Below are 19,891 nucleotides of genomic sequence, written 5' to 3' on the forward strand. Positions count from 1 at the left end.
CCCCGAGGGGGTCAGCGGCAGCTCGGCCGTCCTGGCATACGAGCGTACGGTTGCCCGGCCGTTCGGCCCCGCGGGACAGTACGCCTCACCTGCGGTGCCATCGACGCCGCCGCTCCCCGGACGACACTGAGGAGATCGCGATGGCTCTACGACTCGCCGAGGGCACCTCCTGGTCCGACACGCTCGCCCGGGCGGTGGCCGCCACGCCCGAGGCGTTCGGCACCGGCCCCGACGGCGCCACCACGCTGCACAACCTCGTCCAGGGCGACTGGCGCGCGCTCGGCACGCCCACCGCCGTCCGTACCCCGGTGGACAACACCGTGCTGATCGGCCTGGCCCGCCTCGACGCCGACACCGCACGCGCCGCCGTCGCCCACGCCGCCGACGCGCACCGGGAGTGGGCGCAGACCCCGCTGGCCGAGCGCATCGCCCGGGTCACCGACGCGCTCGACGCGCTCACCGCGCACCGCGACCTGCTCGCCCTGCTGCTGGTCTGGGAGATCGGCAAGCCGTGGCGGCTGGCCTGCGCCGACGTGGACCGCGCACTGGACGGCGTGCGCTGGTACGTGCGGGAGATCGAGCGGATGCTCGCCGACGGCCGGGAGCCGCTGCCCGGCCCGGTCAGCAACATCGCCTCCTGGAACTACCCGATGAGCGTGCTGGTGCACGCCGAGCTGGTGCAGTTGCTGGCCGGCAACGCGGTGATCGCCAAGACCCCCTCCCAGGGCGGCGCGGTCTGCCTCACCGTCGCGCACGCGCTGATGCGCCGCGCCGGGCTGCCCGCCACGCTGCTGTCCGGCAGCGGCGAGGAACTGTCCGAGGTGCTCGTCCGCGCACCGGAGATCGGCGCGGTGGCGTTCGTCGGCGGGCGCTCCAACGGCGGCAAGGTCGCCGCCGCGCTGCTCGACTGCGACAAGCGGCACTTCATCGAGCAGGAGGGCCTGAACGCCTGGGGCATCTGGAACTTCTCCCAGTGGGACACGCTCGCCGCGCACCTGCGCAAGGGCTTCGAGTACGGCAAGCAGCGCTGCACCGCGTACCCCCGGTTCGTGGTCCAGCGCGACCTGGTCGACGAGTTCCTCGACATGTACCTGCCGGTGGTTCGCTCGATCCGCTTCGGCCATCCACTCGCGGTGGACGAGACGTGGCGGGCCGGCGACCCGTTGCCGGAGCTGGACTTCGGGCCGCTGATCAGCGGCGCCAAGGCCGACGAGCTGCGGCGCAAGGTCGACGAGGCGGTACGCGGCGGCGCCGTGCCGCTGCACCGCGGCAAGCTCGGCGGGGCGCCGTTCCTGGACGGGCAGGACACGTCCGCGTACGTCGCCCCGGCCGTGCTGCTGGCCCCGCCCGGCCGGTCCCGCCTCATGCACGCCGAGCCGTTCGGCCCGGTCGACACGATCGTCGTGGTGGACACCACAGACGAGCTGCTGGCCCAGATGAACGCCTCCAACGGCGCGCTCGTCGCGTCGCTGGCCTGCGACGACGAGGAGCTCGCCGGCAAGCTGGCGGTGGACCTCCAGGCCTTCAAGGTGGGCATCAACAAGCCGCGCTCCCGGGGCGACCGGGACGAGCCGTTCGGCGGCCGGGGCGCGTCCTGGAAGGGCGCGTTCGTCGGCGGCGACCTGCTCGTGCAGGCGGTCACAGTAGGCGGCGACGGCCGGCTCTACGGCAACTTCCCCGACTACAGCAGCTACCCGGCCACCTGATCGCGAACAGACGGGCGGGGCCCCCGCATCGGGAGCCCCGCCGTGTCACCGTCCTCCGTATCGGAGGTCGGCCCTGGTGGCGCGTGACCGCGCCGGTTGCGGCCGTCCGTCCGTACCCCTCGGGTGTGCCGCGCCGTTGCGGCGCACCTCCGTGGTCCGGCCGGCGGCCGTCAGCTCAACTCGACCGCTGTGCCGGCACCGCGGCCTCGGCGCGCGCGAACTGATCCGTCGGCTGCCGCACGGTCAGCGGCAGCGTCGCGGTCAGCACGGCGCCGTCGCGTTCCATCGCCACCGGCCGGTCCAGCCGGCGCAGCGTCCGCAGCATCGGCGTGTTCTCGGACTGCACGTGCAGCAGCACGGCGGCGTACCCGGCCCGGTCGGCGTGGCCCAGCAGGCGGCGCAGCAGCGCCGAGCCGAGACCCCGGCGCTGCCAGTCGTCGCGGACCAGCAGCGCCGCCTCGGCCTCGTCGCCCTCGCCGAGCAGGTTCGCCATCGCCACGACCGGCTCCGCCGCCCCGCCGGAGCCCGCCGTGGCGAGCAGTGTCACGCCCCGGGCCGGTTCCAGCAGCCGGCGCAGCCGGGCCGGCGACGGGTCCGCCGCACCGCTCAGGTAGCGCCGCTGCCGGCTGCGCGCCGAGCAGGCGGCGTGCAGGTCGCGTACGCCGGGGACGTCCTCGGCGGTCGCGGCCCGCACCGACACCTCGCCGCCGTCCGGCAGCACCAGCGTGATCCGGTCGGCGTCCCGCCGGGCGAGCGTGGCCGCCAGCTCGACCAGGGCCTGCGCGCGGGCGTACTCGGCCGGGGTGAAGCTGGGCTCCCGGCGGTGCAGTTCGTGGGCGCCGCCAGCCGGGTCGGCGAGCACCATCGTGGTGCCGCCCACCCCGCCCGGCGCGGCGGCGGGCGTCGGACGCCAGCTCACCGCGTCCGCGCCGAGCAGCGTCCGCAGCACCGCGCCGGTCGCCTCCGGGTCGCGGACCAGCCGCCCGGCGAGCCCGAGCACCCGGGTCGGCTCGTCGGCCAGCCCGCGCGCCTCGCTGCGCGCGACCCAGCAGTCCCGGCCCCGGCCCCGCTCGACGGCGGCCCGCAGCTCCGCCTCGGTCACCTGCTCGGGCGCGTCGACCAGAAAGTCGTCGACCGCGCCGGCCTCGGTGGTGTGCACCTGCACGCTGAGGATGTTGACCCCGCGCAACGCGAGGCTCGCCGTGAGCACCGACAGATAGCCGGGCCGGTCGTCCACGGTGGCTCGGATCCGCCACAGCGCCATGGTTGTCTCCCTTCCTCGGCACCGACCATGCCGTCCGCCTGTTGCGGGCCCGTTGCCCCGGGGTGACGCGGGCCGTCCGGTCAGGTGACGGTGGTCACGGGCGGCGTGCCGACCAGGTCCAGCCGGTCACCGAGGATCACCGCGCTGGCGCGGACGAGCTGGGCGAGTCGGTCCACCTCGGTGGAGTGGAACCCGGCGGCGGTGAGCGGTTCGCTGTGGTCGCGGGCGACCACGAGCACCAGCCCGGCCCGGCCGAACGGCGCCACCGCGTAGTGGTGGCCCTCCGGGCTGGTCATCGCGCGTGCCCGCAGCGGGGTCACCTCCGGCAGCCGGGGCGGCGCCGGCGCCCGCCAGCTCGCGTGCCCGACGGCGGCGACGCCGGCCCCGCCGCTGCGTGAGGCCCAGTCCAGGGGTACGACGGCGGCCACCGCCCAGTCCGCGGCGAGGAGCCCCGGCACCGCGTCGACGAGCGTGGCCATCCCCTCCACCGGGTTGGCCGCCACCTGGGCCAGCAGTTCGGCGTCCTGCCCGGTGGTGGTGGGCGCGCCGATCGCACGCCACACGCCGTCCACCCGGACGCCGGGGATCGCGGCCAGCCCGGCGAGCATCCGCTCCACCCGCGCCGCACCGGGCCAGACCACTGTGAAGTCGTCCACCGCCCGGCCGCCGAGCCGTTCCAGCACGACCACCTGCACGATGTCCGCGCCGGAGACGCCGAGTGTGCGGGCCACCTGGCCGAGCGTGCCCGGACGGTCCGGCAGGGTCACCCGAACTCTCAGCAGCATGTCTGATCCCCTCCGCTCGGCGGGCCGGCGGCGCGCCGGCAGGCTGGGGCCCAGCCTGCCGGTTGACCATTTCGCCCCTGTTGCAAGGGCATGTCCCGCCGGGAAAACCCGACCTTGACAACAAAGCTGAGCTGCCATCAACTAATCGGATGACCGATCCGGCCGCCGATGTCGCCGCGCCCTCGACCGGTCCCGCCCCGCGCGGGCTCGACCTCGACCGGCTCGCCGCCCATCTGGCCGTCCACCGGCCGGACCTGAGCGGGCCGCTGTCGGCCCGGCTGATCGCCGGCGGCAAGTCCAACCTCACCTACCTGCTGCGCGCCGGCGACCGCGAGGTGGTGCTGCGCCGGCCGCCGCTGGGGCACGTGCTGGCCACCGCGCACGACATGGTCCGCGAGCACCGGGTGATCTCGGCGCTCGCGCCGACCGGCGTACCGGTGCCGGAAGCGCTGCTGCTCTGCGCCGACGACCATGTCATCGGCGCGCCGTTCTACCTGATGGCGAAGGTCGACGGCGAGGTCTACCGGCGGCGGGAGCAGACCGACACGCTCACCGACGCGCAGCGGCGCGACCTCGCGATGGCGATGATGGACACGCTCGCCACGCTGCACCGGGTCGAGCCGGCCGAGGTGGGGCTCGCCGACTTCGGCCGCCCGGCGGGCTACCTGGCCCGGCAGGTACGCCGCTGGGCCGGCCAGCTCGACCGGTCCCGCAGCCGGCCACTGCCCGGCATCGACCAGCTGCGCGACGCGCTGGCCGCCAGCGTGCCCGAGGGCGCCAACGCCGGCCGGATCGTGCACGGCGACTACCGGCTGGACAACCTCCTCGCCACCGTCGACCCGGTGGCCGTGCGGGCCGTGCTCGACTGGGAGATGGCCACCCTCGGCGACCCGCTGGCCGACCTCGGCCTGCTGCTGACGTACTGGGACGTGCTCGGCGACAGCGACCACGGCGAGGGCAACCCGGTGGCCGACGGCATCGGGCCGCGCGCCGGCTTCCCCACCGGCGCCGAACTGATCGAGCGGTACGCCGGGCGCAGCGACGTCGACGTCGGCCCGCTGCACTGGCACGTGGCACTCGGCTGTTTCAAGCTCGCGGTGATCTGCGAGGGCATCCACTACCGGCACACGCTCGGGCAGACGCTGGGCGAGGGTTTCGACCGGATCGGCGACATGGTGGCGCCGCTCGTGGCACACGGGCTGCGCGCGGTGAGGGAGAGCTGATGGAGTTCGCGTACGACGACCGCACTGTCGAACTGCGGCAGCGGCTGGAGGCGTTCCTCACCGAGTGCGTCTACCCGGCCGAGCCGGTGCACCACGAGCAGGTGCTCGCGGCCGGCGACCCGTGGGCCCGCCCGCCGGTGATGGAGGAGCTGAAGGCGCAGGCGCGGGAGCGCGGGCTGTGGAACCTGTTCCTGCCGGACGCCCGCTACGGCGCCGGGCTGACCAACCTGCAGTACGCGCCGCTGGCCGAGCTGACCGGCCGCAGCCCGCACCTGGCCCCGGAGGCGCTCAACTGCGCCGCGCCGGACACCGGCAACATGGAACTGCTGGCCGAGTTCGGCTCGGAGGAGCAGCGCGAGCAGTGGCTCATGCCGCTGCTCGCCGGCGAGATCCGGTCCGCGTTCTGCATGACCGAGCCGGACGTGGCCTCCTCCGACGCGACGAACATCGGCACCCGGATCACCCGCGACGGCGACCACTACGTGATCAACGGCCGCAAGTGGTGGTCGTCCGGAGCGATGGACCCGCGCTGCGAGATCTTCATCGTGATGGGCAAGACCGACCCGGACGCCGAGCGGCACCGCCAGCAGAGCATGATCCTGGTCCCCCGGGACACCCCCGGCGTGACGGTACGGCGCGGGATGCGGGTCTTCGGCTACAGCGACGCCCCGCACGGCGGCCATGCCGAGATCGACTTCACCGACGTGCGGGTGCCGGCGGAGAACCTCGTCGGCGAGGAGGGCACCGGGTTCGCCATCGCCCAGGCCCGGCTCGGCCCCGGCCGCATCCACCACTGCATGCGCCTGGTCGGCATGGCCGAGCGGGCCCTGGAACTGCTCTGCCGCCGGGTGCTCGACCGGGTCGCGTTCGGCCGCCCGCTCGCCGAGCAGGGCGTGGTACGCGAGTGGATCGCCGAGTCGCGGGTCCGGATCGAGCAGGCCCGCCTGCTGGTGCTGAAGACCGCGTGGCTGATGGACACCGTCGGCAACAAGGGCGCGCACACCGAGATCCAGGCCATCAAGATCGCTACGCCGCTGATGGCCGAGTGGGTGATCGACAAGGCGATACAGGCGTACGGCGGGGCCGGGGTCAGCCAGGACACCCCGCTGGCCGAGCTGTGGGCGCAGGCCCGCACGCTGCGCCTGGCCGACGGTCCGGACGAGGTCCACCGCGCGTCGCTGGCCCGGCGCGAGCTGCGCCGCTGGGCCTGACCGGCTCAGCCGAGGGGGTTTGTCAGGCGGAGGCCCGGTGGATCAGTTCGGTGTCCAGCAGCACGTGCGGGGAGGGGACCTCCTCGCCGCGGATGCGGGAGACCAGCAGCCGGGCCATCTGCCGGCCCATCTCCTCCACCGGCTGGAACACGGTGGTCAGCGGCGGCTCGGCCTGGCGCGCGATCGGGGCGTCGTCGAAACCGATCACCGCCACGTCCTCGGGCACCCGGCGGCCGGCCTCGCGCAACGCGCGCAGCGCGCCGAAGGCCATCAGGTCGGAGGCGACGAACACGGCGTCCAGTTCCGGGCAGACGTCGAGCAGCCGGCGCATGGCCGCGGTGCCGCTGCCCTCGCTGAAGTCGCCGTACGCGATCAGACTCGGATCGACCCGGCCGCCGGCCGCGCGCACGGCCTCCTGGTAGCCGGAGAGCCGGGCCAGGCCGGCGCCCATGTCCTGCGGGCCGGCGATGGTCGCGACCCGCCGGCGGCCCTTGCGGAACAGGTGCTCCACCGCCTGCCGCGCGCCACCGACGTTGTCCATGTCGACGAACCACGCCGGCTGCGCGTTCGGGTGCAGCATCCGGGCCGGGCGGCCGCCGAGCACCGTCGGCAGGCCGCGCTCCTCCAGCAGCGTGGGCAGCGGGTCGGAGTCGTGCAGGGAGAGCAGGAGTACGCCGTCCACGTGCTGGTTGGTCAGGTGGTGCTCGACCCGTTCCCGCTCGATCGGCGACTGCACCATGGCCAGCCAGAGCTGCATCGGCGTCTCCACCAGCCCGGAGCTGACACCCCGGACGATGGCCGCGAAGAACGGCTCGGTGAAGACCCGCTCCCCCGACTCGGACACGACCAGGGCGACCGAGTCGGTCCGCTGGGTGACCAGCGCACGGGCGGCGCGGTTCGGCACGTACCCCAGCTCGGCGATGGCCTGCTGGACCGCGGCCCGAGCCTCCGGGCTGACCTGCGGCGACCCGTTGACCACGCGGGAGACCGTGCCGCGCCCGACGCCGGCGCGGGCCGCGACCGCGTCGAGGGTCGGACGCCCGAGCGAGCGGGTGCGCTGCGTTGTCATCGTCTGTGCTCCTCCGACGGTCGGGCGGGCCCGGCACCGATTGGGGCGTCGGCGCCGGGCCGCCCGTTACTGGCTGGCCCAGCTTATTGTGCGGGCAGTCCGTTGCGTCGGATCACGTCGGCGTACCACCTGGCGCTGGACTTCGCGATCCGGGCCTGGCTGTCGTAGTCGACATAGACCATGCCGAACCGCTTCGTGTAGCCCCAGGCCCACTCGAAGTTGTCCATCAGCGACCAGGCGAAGTAGCCCTTGAGCGGCACACCGGCCTCGATCGCGGCGTGCGACGCGCGCAGGTGCGCGGCGAAGTAGGCCAGCCGGTCCGGGTCGTCCACCCGGCCGTCGACCACCTCGTCGACGAACGCCGAGCCGTTCTCGGTGACGTAGATCGGCAGGTCGGTGTACTCCCGGTGGACCCGCTCCAGCGTCTCCACCAGGCCCGGTGCGTCGATCTCCCAGTCCATGTCCGTCACCGGGACACCCCGGGTGACGAACCGGACGTCCTCGCTGCCCGGCCAGCAGGACGGCGCCCGCCAGTAGGGCTCCGGCTCCGCGCCCTCGACCGGCGCGGCGACCACGTGCCGGCTGTAGTAGTTGACGCCGACCATGTCCAGCGGCGTGGAGATGGTGGCCAGGTCGCCGTCGCGCACGTGCCCCATGTCGGTGACACCGCGCAGGTCCGCCACGAGGTCCGCCGGGTACGCGCCGCGCAGCACCGGGTCGAGGAAGAACCGGTTCGCCAGCGCGTCGATCCGCCGGGCCGCGTCGGCGTCCGCCGCCGACTCGCTCGCCGGGGTGACCGGGTAGAGGTTGACGGTGATGCCGAGCTGCGCCTCCGGGCGGGCCGCGCGTACCGCCTGCACGGCCAGGCCGTGACCGAGCATCAGGTGGTGCCCGGCCCGGACCGCGTCCGCGCCGTTCCGGCGGCCCGGCGCGTGCACGCCGGAGCCGTAGCCGAGGAACGCCGAGCACCACGGCTCGTTCAGCGTGGTGAAGTACTTCACCCGGTCACCGAGCGCCTCGGCGACCAGGTGGGCGTACTCGGCGAAGCGGCCGGCGGTGTCCCGGGCCGGCCAGCCGCCCGCGTCCTCCAGCGGCTGCGGCAGATCCCAGTGGTAGAGCGTCAGCCACGGCTCGATGCCGTGGCCGAGCAGCTCGTCGATCAACCGGCGGTAGAAGTCCATGCCCTCCTGGTTGATCCCGCCCGTGCCGCCCGGCTGCACCCGCGGCCAGCTCACCGAGAAGCGGTACGACCGCAGGCCCAGGTCGGCCATCAGCCGCACGTCGTCAGGCATCCGGTGGTAGTGGTCGCACGCCACGTCGCCGGTGTGCCCGGCCACCGTCCGGCCCTCGGTGTGGCTGAAGGTGTCCCAGATCGACGGGGCACGGCCGCCCTCCGTCGCCGCGCCCTCGATCTGGTACGCGGCGGTGGCCGCGCCCCAGAGGAAGTCGGGCGGGAAGGTGAGGGCCGGACCGGCGTCGAGGACGCCGACGGCGGGTGGGCTTGCTGGGTTGCTCACGACTTGACGGCGCCTTCCATGATGCCGCCGATGATCTGGCGGCCGAACAGAACGAACACGACGAACAGGGGCAGGGTCGCGATCAACGTACCGGCGAAGATCTGCGAGTTGTCGGCGAAGTAGGCGGTGTTGAGGCTGCGCAGCGAGATCTGGACGGTCGGGTTGGACGGGTCCGCCAGCACCACGAACGGCCAGAAGAACTGGTTCCACTGCTCCATGAAGGTCAGCAGACCCAGCACCGCGGCGGCCGGACGCAGCGCGGGCGCCACCACGTGCCAGTACACCCGCCAGGTGGAACAGCCGTCCACCCGGGCCGCCTCGATCAACTCGTTCGGTACCGCCTGCTCGGCGTACTGGCGCATCATGAAGATGCCGAAGCCGCCGATCAGGAACGGAACGGTCACCGACGGCATGGTGTTCAGCCAGTCGAGCTTGGCCATCAGGATGTACAGCGGCAGCACGCCGAGCTGGATCGGCACCATCATCGAGGTGAGGATGATCAGCAGCAGCGCGTTCTTGCCCCGGAAGCGCAGCTTGGCGAACGCGAAGCCGGCCAGCGAGCCGAAGAACACCGTCGCGACGGTGATCGTCCCGGAGACCAGGAACGAGTTCATCAGGCCCTTGACGATGTTGGCGTCGCTGTTGGCGAGCACCCGCTCGATGTTCTCGCCGAGCTTGCCGCCGGGCAGGAACGGCGGCGGCCAGGAGTTGGCCGCGTCGTTCGTCCGGCTGGCGATCACGATCATCCAGTAGAACGGGAACAGGGAGAGCAGCACGCCGAAGATCAGGCCGATCATGGTGAGCGGGCTGGCCTTCCAGAGCCGCTCGGCCCGGTGGGTGGTCTTCACCGGCGGGTTCTGCCGGGTGGGCGGGCGGACGGCGGTGGTCGTCATCTCGTCACCTCACTTGTCGGAGCTGATGCGGCGGGCGAGCAGGTAGTTGATCGCCGACATCAACGCGATGAGCACGAAGAGCACGAGCGCGACCGCCCCGGCGTACCCCCACCGGAAGCGCTGGTTCATCACGTCGAGCAGGTACATCGTGATGGTCTGGAACTGGCCCTCCGAACCGCCGGAGAGACCACCCGAGCCGCTGGTGAACAGCAGGGGCTCGGTGAACAGCTGCAGGCCGCCGATGGTGGAGATGATCAGCGTGAAGATGATCGTGGGGCGCAGCTGCGGGACCGTGATGGACCAGAACTGACGCCGCCGGGAGGCGCCGTCCAGCGCCGCGGCCTCGTACATGTCCTTGCTGATCGACTGCATGGCGGCCAGGTAGATCAGCGCGTTGTAGCCGACCCAGCGCCAGTCCACCATGGTGGAGATGGCGAACCAGGAGGCGAAGCGGTTCGCCCGCCAGTCGATCGGGTCCAGGCCGACGCTGTCGAGCAGCCAGTTGACCAGGCCGAAGTCCTTGGCGTAGATCATCGAGAAGATCAGCGCGACCACGGCGGTCGAGGTGATGATCGGCATCGCGATCGCCATCCGGAAGAACGTCTGCGCGCGCAGCTTCCGGTTCAGCGCGTTGGCGAGCATCAGCGCCAGCAGCAACTGCGGCACCGTGGAGAGCAGGAACATGCCGAAGGTGTTGACCACCGCGTTCCAGAACTGCGGGTCCTGGGTGATCAGTTCGACGAAGTTGTCCATCCCGACGAAGGAGATGGTCGAGTTCAGCGGCGACCGGTCGGTCAGCGCGATCCAGACCGTGTACGCGATCGGGTACACGCCGAACACGGCGAAGATCACGAAGAACGGCAGGACGTACAGGTACGGCGAGTACTTCAGGTCCAGGCGCGTCAGTGAGGCGGAACGGCGGCGCGTGTGACGAGCGGCGCGCGGCGGGCCGGGTTCGGGCGGCGCCGCGGCGTGCAGGTCGAGGCTCATGGGGAGTCCTTCTCCTCGGCCGGCGTCACCCGCCACACGGGCGACGCCGGACTCTGCGGGCACCGCGGGTGGCGCCGGCAGCCGGGGCTGCCGACGCCACCCGCGGGCGGCTCAACCGGTCACTTACCGGCGGCCGCACCGTTCTTCAGGGCCGCCTGCCACTGCTCGCCGGCCGACTTGCCCTGCTCCACGGCGCGCAGGCTGTTCTCCACAGCGGTGCGGACCGCGTTGTTCTTCGGGCCGAGGTAGACCGGCTTCAGCTCGGTGGCGCCGGCGGCGAAGATCTTGCCGACCGGGGCCTTGCTGAAGTAGTCGTTGGTCGAGTCGGCCACGGCCGGGTCGGTGAGCGCCTGCGGGTTCGAGGGCAGGTTGCCGACCGCCTTGTACGCGCCGATCTGACCCTTGGCGCTGGTCAGGAACTTGGCCAGCTCCGCGGCCTCCTTCTGGTGCTTGCTCGACTTCGGCACGCCGAGGAAGGAGCCGCCCCAGTTGCCACCGGCGCCCGGCGCCTTGGCGATGTCCCACTTGCCGGCCGCCGCGTCACCGGCCTGGCCCTTGATGACACCGGTCATCCAGGCGGGGCAGGCGATGGTGGCGAAGGTGCCGTTCTTGAAGCCGGCGTTCCACTCGTTGGAGAACGACTGGAGGTTGTTGGACAGCCCCGCGGCGATCATCTTGGTGGTGAGGTCGTACGCGGTCTTCACGTCCGGGTTCTGGTCGATGACCATCTTGTTGCTCTTGTCGTAGTACGTGTAGCCGCTGCCCTGGCCCGCGATCTGCATCAGCACGACGTTGTAGAAGTTGGTCGCCGAGTCGACGAACTTGTGCTTCTTGTCGGCGGCGGCGAACGTCTGGCCGGCCTCGATGAACTTGTCCCAGGTGGGCCAGAGCGCGCCGACCTGCTCGCGGTCGGTGGGCAGCCCGGCGGCCTTGAACAGGTCGCTGCGGTAGCACAGCGCCATCGAGCCGACGTCGGTGCCGAGGCCCAGCACCTTGCCGTCGGGGGTGGTGCCCTGCTCCCACTTCCACGGCAGGAAGTTGCCCTTGAGGTCGTTCGCGCCGTGGTCGGCCAGGTTCACGAACTTGTCGGCCTGGGCGTAGAACTGGACGATGGTGCCCTCTTCCAGGGCCACCACGTCACCGGCGCCCGAACCCGCGGTGATCTGCTGGGTCAGGCGGGTGTTGTAGTCACCGAGGCCGAGGCCCTTGCCCCGCTCCTGGATCTTGACGTTCGGGTGCTCCGACTCGTACTGCTTGTACAGCTCTTCGTAGCCGAAGCCCTGGTCGCCGAAGACGTCGACGACCAGCGTGACCGGGCCGCTGCCGCTGCCGCTGTCGCCGCTGTCCGAGTCGTCGCCGCAGGCGGCGGTGGTGCCGAGCACGACGACGGACGCGAGCGCGATGGCCGCGAACCGCCGACGACGGATTGGGACGCTCATCCGAGACCCCTCTTTCGGTGGTGAGGCGATATCTGCTGTGTGGTGGGGGGTGCGTGTCGCGCGGGCCGGAGCGGGCAGGAGGGAGATCCGCACCACTCTCGGGAGCGCTCCCATGAGGTTGCCGGGAGGTGACAGGGGTGTCAATAGACCGTTGGGAGCGTTCCCATTTCGTTACCGCGTGGACGCCCGGGCCCTCGGCGGAGGCCGCTGTCAGCGGCACTGCCTGCCCCGTCGTCAGCGGCGGGCGGCGCCGCGGGTCAGCAACGGCCGGCGCTGCGGCGGCTCGGCGGCGCTGCGTTCAGCGACTCGGCGGCTCGGCGGCGCTGCGGTCAGCAGCAGCGGCGCAGCAGGACTGTGGCGCGGGCCGGATCGAATGCGGCCGGGTCGAACGCCGAGCCGGCCCACTCGCGCATGGTCAGGTGCTCCGGATGCCCCGGATCGGCGAGCGCGGCCAGCATGACCGCGTAACCGGCCGGACCGCCCACGTCCTCGGGCGGGCACGCGCGCTCGCCGTCCAGGCAGACCGGGTAGCTCTCGTCCGGGTCGGCGGCGCAGGCGTCCTCCACCACCAGGTCGTGCTCCCACCAGTCGCCGAAGTCGTAGGTGTAGCGGAACCGGTCGCCCTTGCCGACCAGCGCGTCCAGCCGGACGTCCAGCTCGTCGCGCAGCGCCGGTTCGCCGTCCGGGTCGGGCTCGCCGTACTGCCGGCCGCCGACGTCGAACGAGTGCAGGTGACAGTCGCGCCAGCCCATCGCGTGCTGGATCACCCGGTGCAGCCGGTCCAGGGTGTAGCCGCCGGGCACCAGAACCCGCCGCCACACCGGCGGCCGGACACCGGCCAGCGACACCGTGAGCTGGAAGATCTGACGCGACACGACGTCCCGTCCTTCCTGGGCATAGGCTGCCTGCATGATCTGCCGAGCCTGCCGGGAACGGCGGCACGACGACTGTCCCGGCCGGAAGTGGTGCGACTGCCAGCACCGTACCCCCGAACCCACCCCTCCGGTCACCGGTCCGGCCGGCGAATGAGCGTCGGAACCCCGATCGAACGGATCTGGCCCGCACCCGCCACCGGCGCGCTCACCGATCCGCAGCTCACCGCGCTCTACGACCGGGCGGACCACCCGCACCTACGGGTCAACTTCGTCGCCAGCGCCGACGGCGCGGTCACTCTGGACGGCTACTCCGCCGGGCTCTCCGGCGAGCCGGACAAGCGGGTCTTCGGGCTGTTGCGGATGCTCTGCGACGCCCTCGTGGTGGCCGCCGGCACGCTACGGCACGAGGGCTACCGGGCGGTGCGGCTGAGCCCGGACCGCCGGGCCTGGCGCCGCGAGCGAGGACTGGCCGAGTACCCGACGCTCGTGGTCGTCTCCGGCTCGCTCGACCTCGACCCGGCGCAGGCCGCCTTCGCCGACGCCCCGGTCCGGCCGATCGTGCTCACCCACGCCGACGCCGTACCGCCGCCCGGCCTGACCGACGTGGCCGACGTCATCCGCTGCGGCACCGACGAGACCGGCCGAGGCGACAGCTCCGGCCGGACTGGCGGTGCCGCCCGGCCGGACGCCAGCGGCCGCGCCGACAGCTCCGGACGGACGGGCGGCTCCGGACGGACGGGCGGCTCCGGGCAGGGCGACGACGCCGGGCGGGCCAGCGGCTCCGGGCGGGTCGATCTCGTCGCCGGGCTGGCCGAGTTGCGCCGGCGCGGGCTCGACCAGCTGCTCTGCGAGGGCGGCCCGCACCTGTTCGGCGCGCTCACCGCCGCCGGCCTGGTGGACGAGCTGTGCCTGACCGTGGCGCCGCTGCTCGCCGGCGCCGGCCCGGGCCGGATCACCGCCGGTGACGCCAGCGTCCCGCGCCACCTGCCGCTGCGGCACGTGCTGGCCGCCGCCGACGGCGTGCTGATGCTGCGCTACGCACGCGACCCCGCCCAGACACCACCCGCAGGCGCCGCCCCCGCCGCCTGATGGCAGACGGCACGCGGGACACGACTCCCGCTCTTCAGGAAGATGCGGGCGGAAGCGGTGCATGCCGGGTGGGCGGGCGACGGGTGGAACGCGATGGGTGTCATGGGCCGGCGGAGACACCCCTGTGTTCCACCCGCGCGACTGGATCTGACCGCGCGACGCCCGACGCCCTCTCGGTGGACCCGGCGGCACTGCTGACCGTCAGCGGGCGGGCCGTCCGGGAGCCGGCGGCGACGGCGGCGGCCGGCCGGCGACGGAGGGGCGAACGTGGAGGAAACGCACGCACTGTGGTCGGGCGGATTCGGGCGGCTACCGTTCGGCGCACGGGTGGCGTGGCGTCCGCCGCGTCGCGTGGCAACCTGTCGCATCCCTCGGGCAGGATGCACGACGTGCACCGCCAACGGTACGACCAGCCGACCGGAGACCGCCGATGACCGACGACCAGCTCGACGGGCCCGGCGAGGGTGTCGGCCGGGTGCTCGGCACCGCCGACGCCACCCCGCTCACCTTCTGGACCGCTGTCGCGCCGGGCAGCTACCTGCAACTGGACGACGTGGTCGTGACCCGCCGCGACCTGCCCGACCGTGAGCCGGTGACGATCGCCGGGGTGGTGACCCAGGTGCGTGCCCGGCACGAGGGGGCGCAGTTCGACTCCGACGTCTTCGCCATCGCCGACGGCACGCTGCCGGCGCAGGTGCAGGAGGCGGCCGAGGTGACCACGACGCGGGTCGACCCGGAGTTCTACGTGCCGCCCACGCCGGGCGCGGTGGTGCACCGGGCCGAGGGCGACGCGCGGGCCCGGGCGCTGCACTTCGACCGGATGGAGCGGCGGATCCCGATGGGGATGGGCCGCGACGGCGTGCCGGTCTACCTCAACGCCGACTTCCTCGACGGCACCCGGGGCGCGCACGTGTCGATCTCCGGCATCTCCGGTGTCGCCACCAAGACCAGCTTCGCCACGTTCCTGCTCTACTCGGTGTTCCGCTCCGGCGTGCTGGGCGGCGACGCGGTCAACGCCAAGGCGCTGATCTTCAACGTCAAGGGCGAGGACCTGCTCTTCCTCGACCACCCGAACAGCCGGCTCGACGATCCGACCCGGGCGGCGTACGCGAAGCTGGGCCTGGACGCCGGGGCGTTCCCGGACGTGCGGGTCTACGCCCCGCCGCGGGTCGGCGACTCCTCGGGCACGCCGGATGTGAGCAGCCGGCTCACCGGGGTGGACAGCTTCTACTGGACGCTGTCCGAGTTCTGCGCCGATAGGCTGCTGCCGTACGTGTTCGCCGACGCCGACGACGAGCGCCAGCAGTACACGATGGTGGTCCACTCGGTGGCCGCGCACCTGGCCCGCTACGCCCAGCCCGCCGACGGCGGGGTGAGCATCGACGGGGTGCGGCTCGGTTCGTACGCGGATCTGGTCGACCACGTGGTCGAGCAGCTCAACGACGACGAGACGCGCGGCGAGTGGGCCGGCAGCGCGGTCGGGCTGGGCACCGTGAACGCGTTCGCCCGCCGGCTCATCGGCAGCAAGAAGGACCTGGGCCGGCTGATCCGGGGCGACCTCGCGACCCGTCGCCCGCACTCGATCAACACGGCGGAGAGCGCCCAGGTCACTGTCGTCGACCTGCACAACCTGCCGGACCGCGCGCAGCGGTTCGTGGTCGGCGTGACGCTCAAGAGCGAGTTCGAGCGCAAGGAGAAGGCCGGCACCGCCAAGCCGCTGCTGTTCGTCGTGCTCGACGAGCTGAACAAGTACGCGCCGCGCGAGGGCTCGTCGCCGATCAAGGAGGTGCTGCTCGACATCGCCGAGCGGGGCCGCTCGCTGGGCGTGATCCTGGTCGGCGCGCAGCAGACCGCGAGCGAGGTGGAACGGCGGATCGTCACCAACTCGGCGATCCGGGTGGTCGGCCGGCTCGACCCGGCCGAGGCGTCCCGCCCGGAGTACGGCTTCCTGCCGCCCGCCCAGCGGCAGCGGGCGCTGCTGGCCAAGCCGGGCACCATGTTCGTCAACCAGCCGGACATCCCGGTGCCGCTGTGCCTGGAGTTCCCGTTCCCGGCGTGGGCCACCCGGGTCTCGGAGGCGGGCCGCGCGCCCTCGGAGACGCTACGGTCGATCACCCAGGCCGCCGACCCGTTCGCGGTGGTCGGTTCCGGCTCCTCCGACGACGACATCCCGTTCTAGGCGGCACCCACCATGAAGATCCTGCACACCTCCGACTGGCACGTCGGCAAGGTCCTCAAGGGGCAGTCCCGGGCCGAGGAGCACAAGCAGGTCCTCGCCCAGGTGATCGAGATCGCCCAGCGTGAGCGGCCCGACCTGGTGATCGTGGCCGGTGACCTGTACGACACCGCCGCGCCCACCCCGGAGGCGACCCGGCTGGTCACGCGGGCGCTCACCGCGCTGCGGCGGACCGGCGCGGACGTGGTGGCGATCGGCGGCAACCACGACAACGGCGCGGCGCTGGACGCGCTGCGGCCGTGGGCCGAGGCCGCCGGGATCACGCTGCGCGGCAGCGTACGGGAGAATCCGGACGAGCACGTCGTCGACGGGGTCACCGCCGGCGGGGAGCGCTGGCGGATCGCCGCGCTGCCGTTCCTGTCCCAGCGGTACGCGGTGCGCGCGGTGGAGATGTACACGCTCACCCCGGCCGAGGCCAACCAGACGTACGCCGACCACCTGGGCCGGGTGCTGGACCGCCTCGCCGAGGGCTTCACCGAGCCGGACCGCGTGCACCTGGTGACCGCGCACCTCACAGTGGTCGGGGCGAGCACCGGCGGCGGCGAGCGGGACGCGCACACCGTGCTGGGGTACGCGGTGCCGGCCACCGTCTTCCCCGGCAACGCGCACTACGTGGCGCTGGGCCACCTGCACCGCTCGCAGCGGGTCATCGGCCCGTGCCCGATCCGCTACAGCGGCAGCCCGCTCGCTGTCGACTTCGGCGAGCAGGAGAACGTCGGCTCGGTGACGATCGTGGAGGTCACCGCCACCACCGCCGCCCGCGTCCGGGAGGTGCCGGTGCCGGGCGCGGTGCCGCTGCGCACGGTGCGCGGCACGCTCGCGCAGCTCGCCGAGATCGAGGCGCCGGAGGGCTGGCTGCGCGTCTACGTCCGGGAGCAGCCCCGGGCCGGGCTGCGCGAGGAGGTGCAGGAGCTGCTGCCCCGGGCGCTGGAGATCCGGATCGACCCGGAGCTGGTGCCCGCGCCGGGCAGCGGGACCCGGACGGCTCAGCGGGCCGGCCGGTCGCCGGGCGAGTTGTTCGGCGACTACCTGGACAGCCGGGGGCACGCCGACGAGGGTGTCCGGGAGCTCTTCGACGAGCTGCTCGAGGAGGTGGAGCACTGATGCGGCCGATGCGGCTGGACATGGCCGGGTTCACGGTGTTCCGCGACGAGACGACTGTCGACTTCACCGACGCGGATTTCTTCGCGCTGGTCGGGCCGACCGGTTCGGGCAAGTCGACGGTGCTGGACGCGATCTGTTTCGCGCTCTACGGCACGGTGCCGCGCTGGGGCGGCACCCGGGGGCTGGCCAACGCGCTGGCACCGTCGGCGACCGAGGCGCGGGTGCGGCTGGTCTTCGAGTCCGCCGGTGACCGCTACGTGGCGACACGGGTGGTGCGCCGCGACGGCCGGGGCACTGTGAAGACGGCGAACGCCGGCCTCCAGCTCATGCCGCCGGGATTCGACATCACCAAGCTCGACACCGGGCTCAGCCCGGAGGACCTGGGCGAGGTGGTGGCGGGCACCCCGGCCGAGATGGAGCAGGCGGTGCTGGACGCGGTGGGGCTGCCGTACGAGCAGTTCACCTCGTGCGTGGTGCTGCCGCAGGGGCAGTTCGCCGACTTCCTGCACGCCAAGCCGGCCACCCGCCAGCAGATCCTGGTGAACCTGCTCGGGCTGGGCGTCTACGAGTCGGTGCAGAAGAAGGCCGTCGAGCGGGCCGGGCAGGCCGAGGCGAAGCTGGAGACCGTCGACAAGATGCTCGGCGGGCTCGCCGACGTCGACGACGACAGCCTGACCGCCGCCCGGGAGCGGGTGGACGCGATGCGGGAACTGGCCGCCGCTGTCGCTGCCGCCGTACCCGAATGGGAGCTGGCCCGGGCCACGGCGGGTGAGCGGGCCGCGGCGCTGGCCGCCCTCGACGCCGAGCTGGGTGTGCTGGCCGGGGTGCGGCCGCCGGACGGCACGGCCGAGCTGGCGCGGGCGGTGGCGCAGGCCCGGGTGGCCGCCGACGAGGCGGCGGGCGCGGTCGGGCTGGCCGAGGAGCGCGAGGAGAAGCTGCGCGGGGAGCTGGCCGCCGCCGGTGACGAGAGCGCGCTGCGGCTGCACCTGAAGGCGTACGCGGACCGGGACCGGCTGACCGCGGAGGCGGCGACGGTCCGGGCGGCGGTGGACGCGGCGCGCGCCGAGCACGACGCGGCGGTGGCGGCGCTGGCGGCGGCGCGGGCGGACGCGCAACGGGCCGAGACGGAGCTGGACTCGGCGTTCCGCGCGCACGAGGAGGCGAAGGCCGCCGACCAGGCGGTGGCGCTGCGGGCGCACCTGGTCGGCGGCGCGCCCTGCCCGGTGTGCGAGCAGACAGTCACCACAGTGCCGGCGGTGCCGGAGGGCTCGGCGGTGAGCCGGGCGATCGAGGCGGGCAAGACGGCGCGGGCGGCGAGCGAGGCAGCCAAGCGGGTCGTGCAGGAACGCGACACCGCGGCCCGTGACTCCGACCGGGTGCTGCTGCGCGCCCGCACCCAGCACGACCAGCTCGGCACGCGCCTGGCCGAGCTGGACGAGCAGCTCGCGGACGCGCCCGCGCCGGAGCGGCTGCGCGAGTCGCTGGCCGAGCACGCGCGGCTGCGGACCGCGCTGGAGGAGGCGGCGGGCGCGGTGCGGGCGGGCCGGGAGGCGGCCCGGCGGGCGCGGGGCGCGCTCGACGCGGCGCAGGAGCGGCTGCGCCGGGCCTGGCGCGACTTCGACGCGGTACGCGACGGGCTGGCCCGGTTCGGGCCGCCCGCCGCCGACCGGGACGACGTGGCGGCGGCGTGGGCGGCGCTGGCCGGCTGGGCCGGCGAGCAGGCGCGGGCGCGGCGCGCGGAGCGGGACGGGCTGGCCGACTCGGTGGAGGCGGCGCAGCGGGCCGCGGCCGAGGTGGCCGACGGGATCGCCGCGTTGTTCACCGCGGCCGGGCTGGACGCCCCGCGGGACGCGCCGCGCGACGTGGCGGTGGCGGTGGAGCGGGCCGAGGCGGAGTTGCGCCGCCTGGACGAGCGCCGCGAGCAGGCCGCCGGGCTGCGGGAACAGCGGGCCGGGCACGAGCACGAGGCGCGGGTGGCGCGGGCGCTCGCCTCGCACCTGCGGGCCAACAACTTCGAGCGCTGGCTGCTCACCGAGGCGCTGGACCTGCTCGTGGACGGCGCGTCGGGGATCCTGCGGGAGCTGTCCGGCGGGCAGTACGACCTGGTCCACGACAAGGGCGAGTTCTTCGTGGTCGACCACCACGACGCCGGGCTGCGGCGCGGGGTGCGGACGCTGTCCGGCGGGGAGACGTTCCAGGCGTCGCTGGCGCTCGCGCTGGCGCTGTCCGAGCAGCTCGCCGGCATGTCCACCACCGCCGCGAGCCTGGAGTCGATCGTGCTGGACGAGGGCTTCGGCACGCTCGACGCGGCGACGCTGGACACGGTCGCGGCGACGCTGGAGAACCTGGCCGCCCGGGGCGACCGGATGGTCGGCGTGGTCACCCACGTGCCGGCGCTGGCCGAGCGCATCCCGGTCCGGTTCGAGGTCCGCAAGGACGCGCGGACGGCCCGCGTGGAACGGACCGGCCTGTGACCGGCACGTCCCGGCG

General features: G+C 73.5%; 15 protein-coding genes. 7 read left to right on the top strand and 8 right to left on the bottom strand.

Annotation, left to right across the window (positions count from 1 at the left end; genetic code table 11):
* Positions 1 to 140 precede the first annotated feature (140 nt).
* A complete protein-coding gene (locus AB0C17_RS00110) occupies positions 141 to 1,706 on the top strand; it encodes an aldehyde dehydrogenase family protein (protein ID WP_357467539.1) in 1,566 nt (521 codons plus the stop codon).
* A gap of 175 nt (positions 1,707 to 1,881) precedes the next feature.
* On the opposite strand, the gene AB0C17_RS00115 is transcribed toward AB0C17_RS00110, so the two are convergent.
* A complete protein-coding gene (locus AB0C17_RS00115; protein ID WP_357389971.1) occupies positions 1,882 to 2,970 on the bottom strand; it encodes a GNAT family N-acetyltransferase in 1,089 nt (362 codons plus the stop codon).
* 80 nt (positions 2,971 to 3,050) lie between these two features.
* Positions 3,051 to 3,755: an amino acid-binding protein gene (locus AB0C17_RS00120; protein ID WP_357389973.1), complete on the bottom strand. Its 705-nt coding sequence runs from the start codon at positions 3,753 to 3,755 to the stop codon at positions 3,051 to 3,053.
* A 149-nt stretch (positions 3,756 to 3,904) separates the two neighbouring features.
* On the opposite strand from AB0C17_RS00120, the gene AB0C17_RS00125 reads away from it, so the two are divergent.
* On the top strand, positions 3,905 to 4,978 hold the full coding sequence (locus AB0C17_RS00125; protein WP_357476084.1) for a phosphotransferase family protein: 1,074 nt from the start codon (positions 3,905 to 3,907) through the stop codon (positions 4,976 to 4,978).
* Positions 4,978 to 6,189 carry an acyl-CoA dehydrogenase family protein gene (locus AB0C17_RS00130; RefSeq protein ID WP_357476086.1) on the top strand — a complete coding sequence of 404 codons (1,212 nt, stop codon included), beginning with the start codon at positions 4,978 to 4,980 and terminating at the stop codon, positions 6,187 to 6,189. Before AB0C17_RS00125 ends, AB0C17_RS00130 begins: the two co-directional genes overlap by 1 nt.
* A 22-nt stretch (positions 6,190 to 6,211) precedes the next feature.
* Here AB0C17_RS00130 and AB0C17_RS00135 read toward each other — a convergent pair whose 3' ends face one another.
* The 6 genes from AB0C17_RS00135 to AB0C17_RS00160 all read right to left on the bottom strand — a co-directional run bounded on the left by AB0C17_RS00135 (position 6,212) and on the right by AB0C17_RS00160 (position 12,972).
* On the bottom strand, positions 6,212 to 7,258 hold the full coding sequence (locus AB0C17_RS00135; protein ID WP_357389979.1) for a LacI family DNA-binding transcriptional regulator: 1,047 nt from the start codon (positions 7,256 to 7,258) through the stop codon (positions 6,212 to 6,214).
* Positions 7,259 to 7,341: 83 nt separating this feature from the next.
* Positions 7,342 to 8,775: a GH1 family beta-glucosidase gene (locus tag AB0C17_RS00140; RefSeq protein WP_357389981.1), complete on the bottom strand. Its 1,434-nt coding sequence runs from the start codon at positions 8,773 to 8,775 to the stop codon at positions 7,342 to 7,344.
* Positions 8,772 to 9,572, bottom strand: coding sequence for a carbohydrate ABC transporter permease (locus tag AB0C17_RS00145; RefSeq protein ID WP_030274682.1), 801 nt, complete (start codon positions 9,570 to 9,572; stop codon positions 8,772 to 8,774). The genes AB0C17_RS00140 and AB0C17_RS00145 overlap by 4 nt, the downstream gene beginning before the upstream one ends.
* 105 nt (positions 9,573 to 9,677) lie before the next feature.
* Positions 9,678 to 10,658 (bottom strand): sugar ABC transporter permease, encoded by a 981-nt coding sequence (locus AB0C17_RS00150; protein ID WP_357389983.1) that lies wholly within the window; start codon positions 10,656 to 10,658, stop codon positions 9,678 to 9,680.
* A gap of 119 nt (positions 10,659 to 10,777) precedes the next feature.
* Positions 10,778 to 12,097, bottom strand: a complete 1,320-nt coding sequence (locus tag AB0C17_RS00155) for an extracellular solute-binding protein (RefSeq protein WP_357389985.1) — start codon at positions 12,095 to 12,097, stop codon at positions 10,778 to 10,780.
* Positions 12,098 to 12,426: 329 nt separating this feature from the next.
* The gene (locus AB0C17_RS00160) at positions 12,427 to 12,972 is read right to left on the bottom strand and encodes a plasmid pRiA4b ORF-3 family protein (protein ID WP_357467528.1); all 546 of its coding nucleotides are present in this window, start codon (positions 12,970 to 12,972) and stop codon (positions 12,427 to 12,429) included.
* A 150-nt stretch (positions 12,973 to 13,122) separates the two neighbouring features.
* On the opposite strand from AB0C17_RS00160, the gene AB0C17_RS00165 reads away from it, so the two are divergent.
* From AB0C17_RS00165 to AB0C17_RS00180, 4 genes are all read left to right on the top strand, one after another.
* On the top strand, positions 13,123 to 14,061 hold the full coding sequence (locus tag AB0C17_RS00165) for a pyrimidine reductase family protein (protein ID WP_357476088.1): 939 nt from the start codon (positions 13,123 to 13,125) through the stop codon (positions 14,059 to 14,061).
* A gap of 430 nt (positions 14,062 to 14,491) precedes the next feature.
* Positions 14,492 to 16,240: an ATP-binding protein gene (locus AB0C17_RS00170; RefSeq protein WP_043325613.1), complete on the top strand. Its 1,749-nt coding sequence runs from the start codon at positions 14,492 to 14,494 to the stop codon at positions 16,238 to 16,240.
* A 12-nt stretch (positions 16,241 to 16,252) separates the two neighbouring features.
* Positions 16,253 to 17,401 (top strand): exonuclease SbcCD subunit D, encoded by a 1,149-nt coding sequence (locus AB0C17_RS00175; protein WP_357389991.1) that lies wholly within the window; start codon positions 16,253 to 16,255, stop codon positions 17,399 to 17,401.
* A complete protein-coding gene (locus tag AB0C17_RS00180; RefSeq protein ID WP_357467521.1) occupies positions 17,401 to 19,875 on the top strand; it encodes an SMC family ATPase in 2,475 nt (824 codons plus the stop codon). The genes AB0C17_RS00175 and AB0C17_RS00180 overlap by 1 nt, the downstream gene beginning before the upstream one ends.
* The last annotated feature ends 16 nt before the right edge of the window (positions 19,876 to 19,891 follow it).

The organism is Micromonospora sp. NPDC048887 (assembly GCF_040649715.1).
In the GTDB taxonomy this organism is placed as follows: Bacteria; Actinomycetota; Actinomycetes; order Mycobacteriales; family Micromonosporaceae; genus Micromonospora.

Bases quoted from the DNA above. Each gene is read 5' to 3' on its own strand.
- AB0C17_RS00175 (WP_357389991.1), top strand. From the start codon at position 16,253: ATGAAGATCCTGCACACCTCCGACTGGCACGTCGGCAAGGTCCTCAAG.
- AB0C17_RS00120 (WP_357389973.1), bottom strand. From the start codon at position 3,755: ATGCTGCTGAGAGTTCGGGTGACCCTGCCGGACCGTCCGGGCACGCTC.
- AB0C17_RS00110 (WP_357467539.1), top strand. From the start codon at position 141: ATGGCTCTACGACTCGCCGAGGGCACCTCCTGGTCCGACACGCTCGCC.
- AB0C17_RS00125 (WP_357476084.1), top strand. From the start codon at position 3,905: ATGACCGATCCGGCCGCCGATGTCGCCGCGCCCTCGACCGGTCCCGCC.
- AB0C17_RS00155 (WP_357389985.1), bottom strand. From the start codon at position 12,097: ATGAGCGTCCCAATCCGTCGTCGGCGGTTCGCGGCCATCGCGCTCGCG.
- AB0C17_RS00115 (WP_357389971.1), bottom strand. From the start codon at position 2,970: ATGGCGCTGTGGCGGATCCGAGCCACCGTGGACGACCGGCCCGGCTAT.
- AB0C17_RS00180 (WP_357467521.1), top strand. From the start codon at position 17,401: ATGCGGCCGATGCGGCTGGACATGGCCGGGTTCACGGTGTTCCGCGAC.
- AB0C17_RS00135 (WP_357389979.1), bottom strand. From the start codon at position 7,258: ATGACAACGCAGCGCACCCGCTCGCTCGGGCGTCCGACCCTCGACGCG.
- AB0C17_RS00170 (WP_043325613.1), top strand. From the start codon at position 14,492: ATGACCGACGACCAGCTCGACGGGCCCGGCGAGGGTGTCGGCCGGGTG.
- AB0C17_RS00150 (WP_357389983.1), bottom strand. From the start codon at position 10,658: ATGAGCCTCGACCTGCACGCCGCGGCGCCGCCCGAACCCGGCCCGCCG.
- AB0C17_RS00145 (WP_030274682.1), bottom strand. From the start codon at position 9,572: ATGATCGGCCTGATCTTCGGCGTGCTGCTCTCCCTGTTCCCGTTCTAC.
- AB0C17_RS00130 (WP_357476086.1), top strand. From the start codon at position 4,978: ATGGAGTTCGCGTACGACGACCGCACTGTCGAACTGCGGCAGCGGCTG.
- AB0C17_RS00165 (WP_357476088.1), top strand. From the start codon at position 13,123: ATGAGCGTCGGAACCCCGATCGAACGGATCTGGCCCGCACCCGCCACC.